The sequence below is a fragment of the Bartonella rattimassiliensis 15908 genome (assembly GCF_000278215.1).
Taxonomy (GTDB): domain Bacteria; phylum Pseudomonadota; class Alphaproteobacteria; order Rhizobiales; family Rhizobiaceae; genus Bartonella; species Bartonella rattimassiliensis.
Map to the genome: position 1 here is coordinate 61,636 of NZ_JH725066.1, position 15,039 is coordinate 76,674.

The following is a 15,039-nucleotide window of genomic DNA, read 5'->3' on the forward strand; positions in this document are numbered from 1 at the left end:
TATTCACAAAATCATCCATACAAATATAATGCGCAGTATCTGGTGTAAAAAAGCCCCTTAATAATTTATTTTGAAATAACTTGATATGAGTTGATATCATACCAATGTATAGAAATAAATATAAAGGATAAATCAATGACGTGTATAAAAGTTGATAAGGACAATTTCGAAAGTGAAGTTTTAACCTCTTCCACCCCTGTTGTGGTTGATTTCTGGGCAGAATGGTGTGGTCCTTGCAAAGTGATTGCTCCAATTTTGGATGAAATTTCAATAGAAATGCAAAATAAAGTTAAAATTACCAAAGTGAATATTGATGAAAATCCGGAATTGGCTACCCAATATGGAGTGCGCTCTATTCCTACATTATTAATGTTTAAAAATGGACATGTTTCATCGAATATGGTTGGCGCTGTCCCTAAAGGACGTCTTGATGAGTGGATAAAAGATGGGCTTAGTTAATTCCATACATAGTAACTATAAAGGAGAGAAATTTTATCTCTCCTTTTGATTTTTTTAAATATTCTTTCCTGCAATATATTTTAATAAAAAAAATGAATAAAATAAAAATGTTAATTGATTTTAAAAATCTACATTTTTATGCATAATTTAATCGAGCAACCTTTATTAAAAAATTTCCATATATGGACAAAACATAAAAAAACGATAATGCAAATAATGAAATGCAAAAACATTATTATCACCACGGCTCGTAAATTTTGCGCTGTGTTTTTTTATAATGTAGAAAAAAACATTAAAACATCGAATAATTTGAAGTTTCTGCTAAAATGAGTTGTATGTGTTTAAAGATTACGTTTTGTTTTAATGAGGTGGATCTTATATTAAAAAATAAAATTTACGATTTCTAAAATTAGAAACTGTAAAATATATACCTGTCGTCCCAACAAATAATAAAAATTGTAAAATTATATTTTATGAGATTGAAAATTTTCACTAACATACCAAATGTGTTTTGAGAATTATAGTTTAAAAATAGTGAAACAAATTTTGGTTAAGAAATGTCAGTTGTATAAAATTTTAGGAGATCTATTCAAGACAAATAGATAAAATTTAAGATTGCTATAGCCTCTTTCAATACAAATATTGGAAAAAGCATTCTCTTCAAAAGATCACTCAAAATTTAGATTAACCTCTTTTAGTAAAATAAAAATCAAAATCGCTCTAAAAATATGCTTCTAAAATTAAAGCATTGAATTTTTTCAACTTAAATATAAGCTTGTTTCTTGAAAAAGAAATTACGTTTCCTTATCAACTTTATAAATGGTGTCAAGAGTTTATTATGAAAGATTATGAATAAAATAATCCTATAGATGGAAGATAGATTTAAAATAAAGTGACTTTCCATTACGCTGGTGGGGACGTGTAAAAATTCTGAAAGTTTTCTAAATTCATTAGGCGCTTGCAAATGCATCAAGTGTATAGAATTCGCTTCATTGAAAGATGATGGCGGTTGATGCTGTGCATTGCAATAGGTATCGAGAACTTTTTCTTCAGATGTTGGTGGAATAAACACATAGGAATTTTGTGCTAAAGAAACAAGATCATAGATAACTGGGGTTCTTCAGCCATTTTAAAAGTTAATCAAACCAATGCAAACAATTCCTTACTTTTATGCGCGTCAAGAATATTGGGTGAATGATAATTTCACAAAGGTATTTTCTTCTTGGATAAGGCTATCGAGATAGATAGTATTTTCAACACATAAAAAGGCAAATATCAATCTAGCAATAAGGAAATTTTTGTTTGGTGTGCTTAGCAATTATACAAAGGAGATTTAAAACAAAAATTTTACGAATTACTTTTCTAAAGCTCACAATAAGTAGAAAGAAGCAAACAATTCTCTACAGGTCATATACTAAAGAGTTACTACTTTAATTTAAAATTTCTTTACACTATTCTAAAATCAAAAGACTTTTTTCGAAATCTTTCACAAAAATATGAGGGGTAAAATCAAAATTGCCGGTATCCAGATTTTCTAAAATAAATTGATTAATTTTTCCAAATTTATTGATGTCCTTTATAAGTTAAGCCATTCTTATATGCTGTTGTTCTATAAAAACGTTCATGTTTTATTTTCATTGTTGGTGCATCCATAAGGCACTTCTTGATGTTATTTATTATTTCAAATTTCATAGGTACATACTGAGATATCACTAACTAAAATAATTATGTCCATGATTCGCTTTTGTTTTTTTAAATGCGTGAATTGCAAAAGATTGTTGCAAACGTTCAATGGAATGTTGTGCTGATCTAAGTGTTATGTGACGCCCATGTACCTCATATTTTAAGGTGAGTGCAAAAGTAGCAAGCTCTAAAAAATCAGCGCTTCTTTCTGGCCATTCAACAAGTAAAATACTTTTCTCTTTTGCTTCATAAAGTCCTAATTCATCAATTTCTTCTGCTATAGAAAGACGATAAAGATCAGCATGAATAATTTCAAACTGTGGAAGTTGATAGCTTTGTACAAGAGTAAAAGTAGGGCTTGGGACATCTATTGTGTTATCATCAGCAAGTGTTTGGATGATTGTACGTGCAATGGTTGATTTTCCAGTTCCAAGATCTCCTTGCAGTGTTACAAGATCCCCTGGCTTTAAAGAAAGGGCTAAATTTCGTGCAAAAAGCTTTGTTGCTTCTTCATTTTCAAGAAAAAAACTAAAATTCATTAAGAGTTCCATGAAATGAATAAAAAATTTTTGTTATAATAGAGGGTATAGTTAAAAAATTTTATCTCCTTTGGGGAGTGGAAAAAAACATTTCACTGTTGTTCCTTTTCCAGAACCGGTAAGAATTTCAACATGTCCACCATGTAGTTCAACGAAACTTTTTACAAGTGAAAGACCAAGCCCCGCTCCTGCACGTCCACCATGGTGTGAATGGGAAGAAAAGCGTTTAAAAATACGATCAAGGATGTCTTCAGGGATATCAAAACCCTCATTGTGAACGCTAAAGACAATGTTATCGTCTTGTTCATCGACGCAAAACTCAATAGTACTTGCCTCTGTTGCAAAGTTAATGGCATTGCTCAGGACATTCACAAAAATTTGATGTAAACGTTTTTCATCAGCAGAAATAGAGCTTAAAGACGGAGAAATTTGTTGTAAAAGCGTAATATGACGTCCATTAAGGCGATCTTCTACACGTGCTACTGCTTGTATCATCGCATCAGCAATATTAACAGATTTTATGTCCAACTCCATAATGCCTGCATCAAGGGTGGCAAGATCAAGAATATCGTTAACAATATTTAAAAGAGTTCCTGATTCTGAATGAATATGCTCAAGATATTCTTGTTGACGTTCGTTGATAGAGCCGAAAATTTGATCACGTAAAATATCGGAAAATCCAATGATATTAGTGAGAGGTGTACGCAATTCATAGGAAACATGTTGAACAAATTCATTACGTAAACGATCAGCACTTTCTAATGCTTCATTTCTTTCTTGAAGAGCACGTGCAACATGGACAGTATCGGTAACATTCACAAAAGTAAGCATCGTTTGTCCATCAGGAAGAGGAACCAGAGTGTAGTCAATAATCATATCATTTTTAAGATCTATACGACCCGAAAATGTTTCGCGTTTTTCAGCAAAACCGGTAATAAATTTGGTGAATTTATTCCATTCTTGTCCCAAGGTTAAGGCGGAACAATGGTTTTGTAATTGTGTAATATGGGTTCCTTCTACCAGTAAATTATAAGGAAGCGACCACAGTTTCGACAAGGCAGGATTCGATAAACGAAGGCGTCCATCAGTGCCAAAAACAACCACGCCTTCAGAAAGTTTATCAAGTGTTTCACCTTGTATTTTAATCAGTGTATTATAACGGCGCTCAAGATCAATTTTTTCTGTAAGGTTTTCATAAAGCCACGTGACCCCTCCTTGTGGATGAGGGTTCGATACAACACGCACCGTACGCCCATCTGGAAGATTCCAAATTTGTTGGTTCGATTCTGTTTGCCGATAGGCTTTAAAAAGTTCTTCTTTCCAAGCACGCCAATCAGGGTGTTCAGCAATGAGCCCTTTTTCACGTAAACGTTCAAGAAACAATGTATGGCTTGGTTCACTTTCTAAAAAGGAACTCTCCAAGGGCCATAAAATTTTAAAAGCATGATTGCAAAATTTTAATTTTTGATTTTTATCAAAGATGGCTACAGCTGTTGAAATTTGATCAAGTGTTTCACAATGACTTTGAAGAACATATCTTAATTCATGAGCAAGATTTTCATATGCGCTATCATCACGTGCAAAGGCTGCCATCCCTTCGGTTGTTGTAATACGTGTGAGGTAAAAACGGTGTCGTTCTCCATCAATAACTGTGTGAACATGTTCTTGAAAAACTGTTTCTATTTCATCTGTTTTGCGTTGTGTGTTTTCATTGAAAAGATCTTCCACTTCCTCATTGCCTTCACGAAAGTTTGTCATCTCTCTAAAAGCACGATTGACAAAACAAATTTTTCCTTCACAATCTTTTATCCATACGGGTTCTGGAATAAGATCAAGAAGATTGCGCTGCATTCTGAGTTCAGTAATAAGGTGGGTGATATCTTTCTGTAAGCGAGCATTTTCACTTTGTTGTTTGGAGATATCCTGAAACCGAGCAATGGCGACTGTTCCAACAATAACCCCCGTCACTTGTAGCAACACGTTATTTATAGTGGTGATAAAAAATTCGAAAGGGTGACACTTACAACGTAGTTGAGCCAATGCATAATCAAGTTCTCGTAGAGAATTTTCTTCAACCCAGAGCTCAAAGCGCTGAAAATCTTTCTGATCAATACCTATTTTTTGCAATGCGGAAAGGGCACCAACGACATGGGGTAAAGTTGTTGGATTTTCCCAAATAAGAAGCAACTGCTCGGTTTCTTTAAAAATCCATTCATAATATTTTAATTTTTCAGAAAAATTTGCTTGAATTACCTTCAAAGATTTCTGTGCAGTTTTTTTTGCGTGCATGATAACAATCATACACGTAAGAAGTGAAGCGCAAGAAATTCCTCCACACAGTGCTAAAAGTAGCCATGGACCATTTAGCAAGGTGAAAGAGAATGGTAAATAACTTTCCAATGACTGAGCAACAGTACATGTCGGAGAAAAAAAGAAAAAAAGGCAAAATACAGATGTATAGATTCGAATCATTTTTTGAGCTTTTTCTTTGGGGGTATGGTCACCAAAGCTGAGCACGAAATTTTTCCCTTTTTAAAATCCAAGGAAACATTTAGTAACGGTAATGGCTTGGTTTATAAGGTCCTTGTGGTGTAACTCCAATATAAGCGGCTTGTTCTTCTGATAAAACAGTTAATTTTATTCCTAACCGATCAAGATGGAGACGTGCAACTTTTTCATCAAGATATTTAGGCAAAGTAGTAACTTTATTTGTATAGTGTTCTGCACGGGTAAAGAGTTCAATTTGCGCTAAAACTTGATTGGTAAACGAGGCTGACATGACAAAAGAAGGATGCCCCGTTGCATTACCGAGGTTTAATAAACGGCCTTCAGAGAGCAAAATGATGCGTTTTCCATCAGGAAAGGTGATCATATCAACTTGTGGCTTAATATTTGTCCACGGCAAATTTCTAAGAGCTGCAACTTGGATTTCGTTATCAAAATGACCAATATTTCCAAGAATACACATATCCTTTACTTGTCGCATATGGTCTAAACGGACAACATCTTTATTGCCTGTTGTTGTGATAATAATATCAGCACTGGAGGCAGCATCATCCAAATTAACAACTTCATAGCCATCCATAGCCGCTTGAAGAGCGCAAATAGGGTCGATTTCTGTTATTTTAACACGAGCTCCAGCACCTGAAAGAGATGCGGCTGAGCCTTTTCCTACATCACCATAACCACAGACAATGGCTGTTTTACCAGCAATCATTACATCTGTTGCACGTCGAATTCCGTCGATCAATGATTCTTTACATCCGTATTTATTATCAAACTTTGATTTAGTAACGCTATCATTGACATTAATAGCAGGAAAAGACAAAAGCCCTTCTTTTTGTAATTGATAAAGACGGTTTACACCTGTTGTGGTTTCTTCGCTTACACCTTTGATGGCTGCGCGCTGTCGTGTAAAAAAACCTGGCGCTGCATCCATACGCTTTTGGATTTGTTTGAAAAAACATTCTTCTTCTTCTGTTTTGGGATACGAGAGGATATTTTTATTTTGTTCTGCACGACTTCCCATCAAAATATAGTTTGTGGCATCAGCACCATCATCTAGGATCATATTGGAAGGATTACCATCAGGCCATTGAAAAATTGCATCTATATAAGTCCAATATTCTTCCAATGTTTCACCCTTAACAGCGAATATAGGAATACCAGTTGCGGCAATAGCTGCTGCTGCATGATCTTGCGTAGAAAAAATATTACTAGAGCTCCATCGTATATCTGCGCCAATTTCTTTTAATGTTTCAATTAAAACGGCTGTTTGAATTGTCATGTGCAATGAGCCTGAAATACGCGCCCCGCGTAAAGGTTGACTGGAGGAAAACTCTTTGCGACAAGCCATCAAACCAGGCATTTCAGTTTCAGCAATTTCAAGCTCTTTACGACCATAAGAGGCAAGTGCAATATCTTTGACAACAAAATCTTGAGCTGTCATTTTTTATTCCTTTAAAATCAATTTTTCCAAGACGGTAGGAGAAATTTAAAAAAAATGCAAGACAAGAAGCAGGACTTCTTTATGTGAAAAAGTCTTTTTAAAATCTCCATAAATTTGTGCAAAAAATATACATTTATGGACTTGAGTAATGATGATACCGACAGGGTAAAAAAAACTTCATGATAAGTGTGGTTATATAAACAAAACATATCAAAAAATTTTCAGTTTTCAAAATGTATGAAATGCTAATCAATAGCGACAATAAGAGCAAAATTTATAAAAATATACTTCAAGTTGAATTTTTTCATATAAACATTTATGAATTTTCCTTTAAAGGGCCTCATAATTGGCGAGAAAAAAATAATTACTTTGTAAGGATATAATGGAGTTTTTTAATAACTTGTGTTTTTTTGATAATAAAGGTACGTCAAAATCTATAATGTTATCATGTGACCGCTTCTTCATGAACTTTCCAGTTTTAATATTCTCTAGCCAAGAAATGTTTATATATTACCCTTAATGTGATCTTTATGAATATGACGCAAAAAATATATAGTCCTCTGTAAAGATAAGTAAATGCAAAGCCAGATGTTTTATAGTTATCATTTTATTCAGTGGCTGATAAAAGTTCAATATATCTTTCCAATCCATTGCCGGTATGTTTTATATTTTATGACGTTGATTTCCTAAGAAAACGCATACTTTTTTGTTACTTACTAACCAATATCTAATTCCAAGGCAGCTATATGTTTGAAACAAAGATTGAGATGGTTTAGTGCTTTACGGGCTGTATCAGTTTTTATATGCCAAATAGAAACAAGAGTATTGCATATCTTTGTTTGCGTAATCTCTGAAACAAGAATGCAGCTTAATTTAGGGGAAATATAAAAATGCAAAGGTTAAAGCTAGTTTTCATTTTTACCATCCTTCTTTAATTTGGTTTTACGATTTTCAAAAGTTTCTAGAGTAAAGTCTTTTAAATAATGAAGATTGATGCACTGCTTTACGCTTTTGTTTCTTGCGTTCTTTTATGGGATCCATGTCTCTTATGCAGAACAAAACGCCATAAACAAAATATATTTGTGCTACACATTCGTGTACTTTTTTTAAGAGACCTTTCAAGCTTATTTCGTAACGCTTCTCATGATTAACGGTAATCGTAACGCAATGGCTACCATGAAAGGTGTACGATAAAGCCCCCATGAATAAGATAAAACTTCATAAATAATATAAAATCTATAAAGCATCGCCATCTTTACGCTTAATATAAAGAGCAAGCTGATCCCATCACACAATTTTTCAGCTCTTAGATGTTACAACAATTTTGGAGGGGGGGAGACAGCCTTTGGCTCTTGAGATGATTCATTAGAAGCATTTTTACACTTTTTTATCATATTTTCACCTATATGAGTCTCCCACTTAATGATATGCAAGAAAGTAATTTTAATTGATTCAACGTAAAAGAAGTTTGGAATAAGAAAAACTAATGATATTTGGGAGAAATTCAACATGAAAAATGATAAATTATATTTAAAATCAATTTGTTGCTTATAAATAACTCCAACTTTTTATATGTCAGAGTAGGGCAGATAAATATCACTTATATCTTTTAAGTAATTTTTGAAGTTAAACACAAGCTAAGTTAAAAAATATGCAGGCATAAAGGTAAAAACAAAAATCTATCTTTTTCATCGATCTTTACAATTTTTAAAAATCTCTCAAGAAATACCTTTTAAATAATAAAAATTATGCATTACGTCACAGTTTTTATATCGATTTTTTAATGAGATAATATCAAGAATAGTATCTTTTATTCTACTCATTCATGCGATTATTGAAAAAGACATTGTTACTTTTCTCGAATATCATTATTAAGCTTTTTAACAAAATAATATAATGCAGAATCATAGATGATCATTTTTAGATTTATGAAAGGCAATCCAGGACTGGTTCTTTTTGATTTCAATGTTGCATCTGCTTTTATATAAAAACAGTTTATAATAAACGCTTTTTTCCTGTTTTTAATGGTTTTGTCAAAACACTATAAATGTACGAGAGAGCATTTTTTGTGGTACTGAATAGAGCATTTAAAAAGCAAAAACATCACTCTATTTAAATTTAACACTTTAATTTAAAGCAGCTAACAACAAGCTATTAATCACCAAGCAAATAATTAACTAAGTTCTAAAGGCATTTGTTTTAGACAAGTAAGTTTTGCGAAAATTGACCATGTGGACGAAATCTCCAGAGATAACTTGGCAAGAAAGCAGCCATTGCTCTAGGAGTAATACCCACCCCTTCTAAAGTATATCCATTTTCTATAGCTTCTTGAGAAACAATATTATCCACTTGTAAGAAACGTATCTGATTAGTTGTCACGAGTGTTGGTATAAAAGGCAATTTACCAATCGTTTCAAAAATCCCTCCAATCAATAGACCGACAGAAAGAGGTATGGATAGAATTGTTTTTTTACGATGAATGATTTTTAGTATATTTTCAAGAGCATTTTGGAAGGTGATAATCTGGGGTCCTCCAAGATCATAATTTTTCCCCCAAGCAATCTGCCCATCTAAAGCACGCGTGATAAATTCGGCAACGTCACCAACATACACGGGTTGTAATCTACTTTTTCCACTTCCAAAAAGAGGCATAATTGGTAAAAAGCGTGACAAATCTGCTAAGGTGTTAAAGAAACAATCCTCTGGTCCAAAGATAACGGATGGACGTATAATAAGTGCTTGAGGATGCTTGTTATGAATAATTTGTTCACCCATAAACTTAACACGTGCATAAAGACATGAAGCATTCTCATTAGCCACAAGAGTTGACATATAAATGAGTGGCAGACCAGCTTCTGCTGTTAATTCAGCAACATTGTAAGCACCATCAATTTGTGTATTTTTAAAATTCGATTGATTTGCTTGTTTTAAACTACCCGGTAAAAACACTGCAGCATCAGCTCCAAGCAATGCGCGTGCAACAGATGCACGATGCTTGATATCCGTTTTAAGCATTTGGGTTTGTCCTACATCTCCTATTTGGAGCATGTAATAAGCTTTTTGTGGACAACGAACAGCGACGCGAACGCGATACCCCCGCTTAGTTAAAGTTTCAACGACATATCGTCCTACAAAACCAGTGCCGCCAAAAACAGTAATGAGTTTAGGATGTTGATAAAGTGTATAATCAAGTTGCATGATTAAAAAGTTTATTTTTAAAAGATTTAAAAATAACTAATTTCTAGCACGGTGGTGTTTTATTGTCACGCAAAATATCACCCGCCAGATAAAGAGAGCCACCAATAAGGACAATAGCCTTTTTATATTCCGCTTTAATCTTATGCAAGGCATCTTGTAGGTGAGCTTGCGGGGTCGCAACGATTCCTGCTTTTTGAGCCGATTCAGCTAAATCTATTGGAGAGATACTGGCATTATTGTCAATCAGCGGTATCGTATATATTTTATCGATAAGGTTAGCTAAAGGACGAAAATAACCGACAGCATCTTTTGTATTGAGCATGCCAGCAATCATAATAATGGGACGATCTGTTTTTTTTCTCCATTGTGTAAGTTCTGCCGCAATAACTTTTCCAGCAGCAGGATTGTGACCACCATCGAGCCATAAATCAATATTGGGAGACAGTTGATCAACTAAATACCCTTGCGTAAGATGTTGCATTCGTGCGGGCCAATAAATATTTTTCAAAGCGTCATTTATTGTTTGTTCTGAAAGTTTAAATCCCGCTTGATAAACTGCTTCAAGAGATGCACCAGCATTGGCAATTTGGTGATCTCCGGTAAGATTAGGAAGTGAAAGATCCATGAGACCTTGATTGTTTTGAAAAACCATACGTCCATGTTCTTTATAGCTTTGATAATCTTGATCAAATAGAGAGTAAGATGCTTTATTTTTATCGGCAAGGGGTATTAAAGTAGCAAGAGTTTCTTGGTAATTTTGCTTTCCGATGACCACTGGAACGTTTGATTTGATAATCCCCCCTTTTTCAAAAGCGATTTGGGCAATTGTGCTTCCAAGAAAGAGTTCATGATCATAATCAATGGGCATAATAAGTGATACAGCTGGTTTTTTAATTACATTGGTGGCATCAAGACGTCCTCCCAATCCAACTTCTAAAATGATAACATCAGCTGGATATATATTAAACAGCATAAAAGCAGCAGCTGTAAAAATTTCAAAAATAGTAATTGGCTCTTGACGGTTTACTTTTATAATTTCACAGATTGTTTCTGCCAATTGGCTTTCTGTGACAAGTTTACCACTTCCTTTTTGACCTAACCGACAGCGTTCATTCCAGTTTACGAGATGAGGTGAGCTATAGACATGAACGCGATAGCCTGCACTTTCCAAAAGAGCACGGCAAATTGCTGAGGCAGATCCTTTTCCATTTGTTCCAGCGATGTGAATAACAGGTGCAAGTTTTAAATGTGGATTCCCAAGACGTTTTAGAAGGTGAACGATACGCTTTAAAGAAAGATCAAATTTTTTCGGATAGTTTTTCAGTAAACCATCTACTGCCTTTTGTACCTGGCTTTGTTGCATGAATTTAAGCTGCTTTTGTTGTAGAAAGCGATTTTTGAGAATCTGTAGGGGATGGATCGGAAGGATTAACAACAGCAGGGCGTTTCATCATTAAGCGTAAAAGACGTGCAACAGTTGTTTTCATTTCTAAACGTGATACAACCATATCAATCATACCATGTTCAAGAAGGTATTCACTACTTTGAAAACCTTCGGGTAAAGTTTCGCGTATCGTTTGTTGAATCACACGTGGACCAGCAAAACCAATCATAGCGCCAGGTTCAGCAATGTGAATATCGCCAAGCATAGCGTAAGAAGCAGTAACACCACCAGTGGTCGGATTCGTCAGCACAACAATATAGGGAAGTTTTGCTTCTTTCAACATTTCAATTGCTACTGTTGTACGGGGCATTTGCATTAATGAGAGCGTTCCTTCCTGCATGCGTGCACCACCAGAAGCTGTAAAAAGAACCAAAGGGCATCTTTCGGCAATAGCAGTATCAAAAGCTTTGATAATAGCTTCTCCTGAGGCCATACCGAGTGATCCTCCCATAAAGGCGAAATCTTGAACGGTTGCAATAATTGGTAATCCCTCAATCGTGCCGCGTGCACTTAAAATATTATCTTCAACACCGAGCTTAGAACGGTATTCTTTTAATCGGTCAATGTAACGTTTTTCATCGCGAAATCTTAAAGGATCTGTTACAACTTTTGGATTTTCAAGAGGAGTATAAAGGCCATCATCAAAAAAATGCATGAGACGATTTTTAGCACTGATACGCATATGATAACCAGAATTGGGAGCAACAAATTGATTAGCTTCCAGATCTTTATGGAAGACCATTTCACCACTTGTAGGGTCTTTAATCCACAGATTTTCTGGAATTTCACGACGTCCCAATATAGAATTAATTTTAGGACGGACATAATTTGTAATCCAGTTCATCTTTATAGCCTTCCTTTAAGAATATTACACATTTCTTGCATAATTTGCAAAGAGTATAGAACTTAAGCGGTTACATTTGTTTTGCTGGCTAAACAAACAAGTCTATTTAATACTTTTATTAGTATACGTACAACTGTAACTCTATTGTTTTTTAATGTTTCTAATGTCTAACAATCATATATATAAATAGTATTCTCCATAACAAGTTTCTTAGCAGTTTTAGGAATTTAACTGTTTTTATTCTTTGGCTTTGGTGTTAAAATTCACTCCTTGCACCCATTAACAAATGTCTTATTTTCTTTTAATGAAAATGAACATTCAATTAATCACTAATATCAACAATTTTTAAACAAATAAACCTTGTAATATAAAATTTTAAAAAGACTACCCCCATCCATTAAAGATAATGGATATGATAATGTTATGTTATTGAAACACCAATACCAGAACAATATTTTTTTAAGCGCGGGCTTTTCACATAAAATAAAATGTCTAAAATAAAATATTATTTTTATTGCGTATTCACACGTTATTAGATTTAATAGTCTCAATATTTCCAACGTTGTCTTAATAACTGTGCTTATGAAACGTATAAATCCATTTTCCATGAATGGTATAAAATCCTTTATGCTTTCTATTTTTACTGAAATAGAAGGTATAAACCAATCCCATTATGCTTTCTTTGACCGGCGGGTTTTGTTAGGTTTAAAATTAAGGAGCATTATTATTGTGTGATGCGTGCTATAGTTTTTGAGGAAAGCATTTTGTGTAAATGTGTCATAAAGGCGGCTGCAAAAAGTGGTGTGGTTAAATTAAGGATAGGAATCGAAACAAAAACCGCGATCAATAACCCTGCGCCAAAAACTGTTGTGTAATGCTTACGTAAAAAAGCACGTGCATCTTGCTCTGTTCGAAAACGGTAAGCAGCAAATAAGAAATATTCATGGCCAAGCAAATAGCCATTAATAATATAAAAAGCAATCAAATTGATACCTGGTATAAAGAATAAAATAAAAGCAATTCCATTACCAAGAAGACTTAACATAACAAATTTAAAGGAAATAATAAGAGAACGCCCAAATGGTATAGCTTGTCCAATAGGTTTATTTGGATAATCCTCTTTTTCAATGATTTCAGCGGCAGAGTCAATGAAAAAACCACCAATCATGGCTGTGATTGGTGCAATAAAAAAAGCCAACAAAAGAGCCAAACCAAGATTAAAGATGATAAGCATGCTAAATCCCAACCAGCCTGTCCAACTAGGGAGTCCAGGAAAAAACTGAGCAATCCAGGGCCAAAAGTAAGACACAAAAAGTTGGTGCACACATAACCATAAAATGGCGAGCACGAAAAAAGTAACTCCCAATACTTTTAGGATCATCATTCTGTATTGCGCAGTTAGAAGACGTTGTAAAGCACGATAGGCAGCAGTAAAAATCATAGCTTAATAAATTAAGGAAAGAAGTAAAAAAAACAAGAAATATATTTAAAGAATGGATTATATGATTTTTTCTTTATTGAAGTATAAGATCTATTTTCAATAACATTATAAAAAAACGACTAAAACTTCTTCATTTAAAATAAGGTTTGAATAAATAGAAATTTTGAGTTAAAAAAACTAAGAAGACTTTAAAAATCAGTTATTTTAAACAAGCTTTTAAATATTTTTGTACACGGTTTAGGGTATTGCGTTTAGTTTATATGATATGTGTGAAAACTTAAGATAACAGAAGCTATCTGGGAGGAAAGCTTTTCCTCCATTTAGCCATTAGAGCTGACTAATTTCGTTTATCTATTTCCTTACTTATTTTGTACAATCTCTCATGTGCTGTAATTTTTTACCATGTTTTGGCATGCCTTTGACTCTCACTTCTATGCAAAACAATATTGAGGTTAATGGAATAAGGATAACGTATTAGTTCTGTAGATATTCTTGTTTTAGGCAACAGGGTTACTCGTATGATATAGCAATAAAGAAAGAAGTTTCAATAATTTACTGTTCATCTTCTATGGGAGAGCAGTTTTTTGAGTAAAAGAAAAGAGAGGGAGATATCACTGATAATTAAAAATGATGAGATTTTTAATTTTAAGAAAGTGTAATAATTTTAAAAGTTATAAGTATAATAAAGTAAGCATTTATCGAAGCACTTTTCATGTCAGTGGTTTTTTCATGCAAATGATGTATTGTATCGAATAATTTTTAGATAATAACACTATTAATTTATGAAGGGAGTTTATCATTTTTAATTTGAATGAGAATCCCAAATATAGAAATGTTCTCTTAAATCTTTATCTCCAAAATCAAAATAGTTATTTATTTGCATAATATGGGCAGGATCAATGTATGAATAAAAACTTTTAATAAAGGGATAAAAACTCTTCAAAAATCGTCGCAGTGTAAGGGCATCATTAATAAAATTCTGGTTTCTGTAGTTTGGATAGGTTGAAGGGAGGGCACATACATATTTATAATCTTTAATACTTATCACTGAGGAAGAGAATATAAAGTGTGGAGTGCATAAATTTACAGACAGTGGTCCAACGAGTTTTATTTATACTTTTTACAAGCATCGTTGTGAGATATGCTTCGATATGGCGTTTAGATATTATAATCATAATATATTATTTTCACATAAAGTGAATGAGAGCATTTCAATAAATGTTGTCATATTTTCGAGCCAAAGGTGGTCCATATATTCCCATCAATCTAATTTTTATGAATATGACGCAAAGGGTATATGTATTCTCTCATAAGGATAAGTAAGCGTAAAGCCAGATGTGTTATAGTTATCGTTTTATTCAGTGTTTGATAAAAGTTCAGTATATCTTTCCAATTCATTGCTGGCATATTTTATATTCTATGACGTTAATTGCCTAAGAAAGCCTGTGCTTTTTTAATTGTTTCCTATAAAACAATATTCAA

General features: G+C 33.6%; 8 protein-coding genes. 1 reads left to right on the forward strand and 7 read right to left on the reverse strand.

Translation table 11 applies throughout. The annotated features are described in order from the left end of the window. Positions 1-135 precede the first annotated feature (135 nt). Entirely contained in the window at positions 136-459 is a 324-nt protein-coding gene (gene trxA, locus MCY_RS05005) for a thioredoxin (protein WP_007347286.1), read from the forward strand. 1,712 nt (positions 460-2,171) lie between these two features. On the opposite strand, the gene MCY_RS05010 is transcribed toward trxA, so the two are convergent. The 7 genes from MCY_RS05010 to MCY_RS05045 all read right to left on the reverse strand — a co-directional run bounded on the left by MCY_RS05010 (position 2,172) and on the right by MCY_RS05045 (position 13,557). Further along, positions 2,172-2,681, reverse strand: coding sequence for a bifunctional alanine racemase/tRNA (adenosine(37)-N6)-threonylcarbamoyltransferase complex ATPase subunit type 1 TsaE (locus MCY_RS05010; RefSeq protein ID WP_007347288.1), 510 nt, complete (start codon positions 2,679-2,681; stop codon positions 2,172-2,174). A 51-nt stretch (positions 2,682-2,732) separates the two neighbouring features. Further along, complete coding sequence (locus MCY_RS05015) at positions 2,733-5,198, reverse strand: sensor histidine kinase (protein WP_007347289.1); 2,466 nt, start codon at positions 5,196-5,198, stop codon at positions 2,733-2,735. A 34-nt stretch (positions 5,199-5,232) separates the two neighbouring features. Beyond that, positions 5,233-6,630: an adenosylhomocysteinase gene (gene ahcY, locus MCY_RS05020; RefSeq protein ID WP_007347290.1), complete on the reverse strand. Its 1,398-nt coding sequence runs from the start codon at positions 6,628-6,630 to the stop codon at positions 5,233-5,235. A gap of 2,199 nt (positions 6,631-8,829) precedes the next feature. Beyond that, positions 8,830-9,828, reverse strand: coding sequence for a complex I NDUFA9 subunit family protein (locus MCY_RS05030; protein ID WP_007347291.1), 999 nt, complete (start codon positions 9,826-9,828; stop codon positions 8,830-8,832). A 43-nt stretch (positions 9,829-9,871) separates the two neighbouring features. Further along, positions 9,872-11,191: a bifunctional folylpolyglutamate synthase/dihydrofolate synthase gene (locus MCY_RS05035; RefSeq protein ID WP_007347292.1), complete on the reverse strand. Its 1,320-nt coding sequence runs from the start codon at positions 11,189-11,191 to the stop codon at positions 9,872-9,874. A gap of 4 nt (positions 11,192-11,195) precedes the next feature. Then, the gene (gene accD / locus MCY_RS05040) at positions 11,196-12,116 is read right to left on the reverse strand and encodes an acetyl-CoA carboxylase, carboxyltransferase subunit beta (RefSeq protein ID WP_007347293.1); all 921 of its coding nucleotides are present in this window, start codon (positions 12,114-12,116) and stop codon (positions 11,196-11,198) included. 724 nt (positions 12,117-12,840) lie between these two features. Beyond that, on the reverse strand, positions 12,841-13,557 hold the full coding sequence (locus MCY_RS05045) for a sulfate transporter family protein (RefSeq protein WP_007347294.1): 717 nt from the start codon (positions 13,555-13,557) through the stop codon (positions 12,841-12,843). Positions 13,558-15,039: the final 1,482 nt, after the last annotated feature.

Excerpts from the sequence above, each read along its gene's own strand:
- trxA (WP_007347286.1), top strand. The coding sequence starts at position 136 with ATGACGTGTATAAAAGTTGATAAGGACAATTTCGAAAGTGAAGTTTTA.
- MCY_RS05010 (WP_007347288.1), bottom strand. The coding sequence starts at position 2,681 with ATGAATTTTAGTTTTTTTCTTGAAAATGAAGAAGCAACAAAGCTTTTT.
- ahcY (WP_007347290.1), bottom strand. The coding sequence starts at position 6,630 with ATGACAGCTCAAGATTTTGTTGTCAAAGATATTGCACTTGCCTCTTAT.
- MCY_RS05030 (WP_007347291.1), bottom strand. The coding sequence starts at position 9,828 with ATGCAACTTGATTATACACTTTATCAACATCCTAAACTCATTACTGTT.
- MCY_RS05035 (WP_007347292.1), bottom strand. The coding sequence starts at position 11,191 with ATGCAACAAAGCCAGGTACAAAAGGCAGTAGATGGTTTACTGAAAAAC.
- accD (WP_007347293.1), bottom strand. The coding sequence starts at position 12,116 with ATGAACTGGATTACAAATTATGTCCGTCCTAAAATTAATTCTATATTG.
- MCY_RS05045 (WP_007347294.1), bottom strand. The coding sequence starts at position 13,557 with ATGATTTTTACTGCTGCCTATCGTGCTTTACAACGTCTTCTAACTGCG.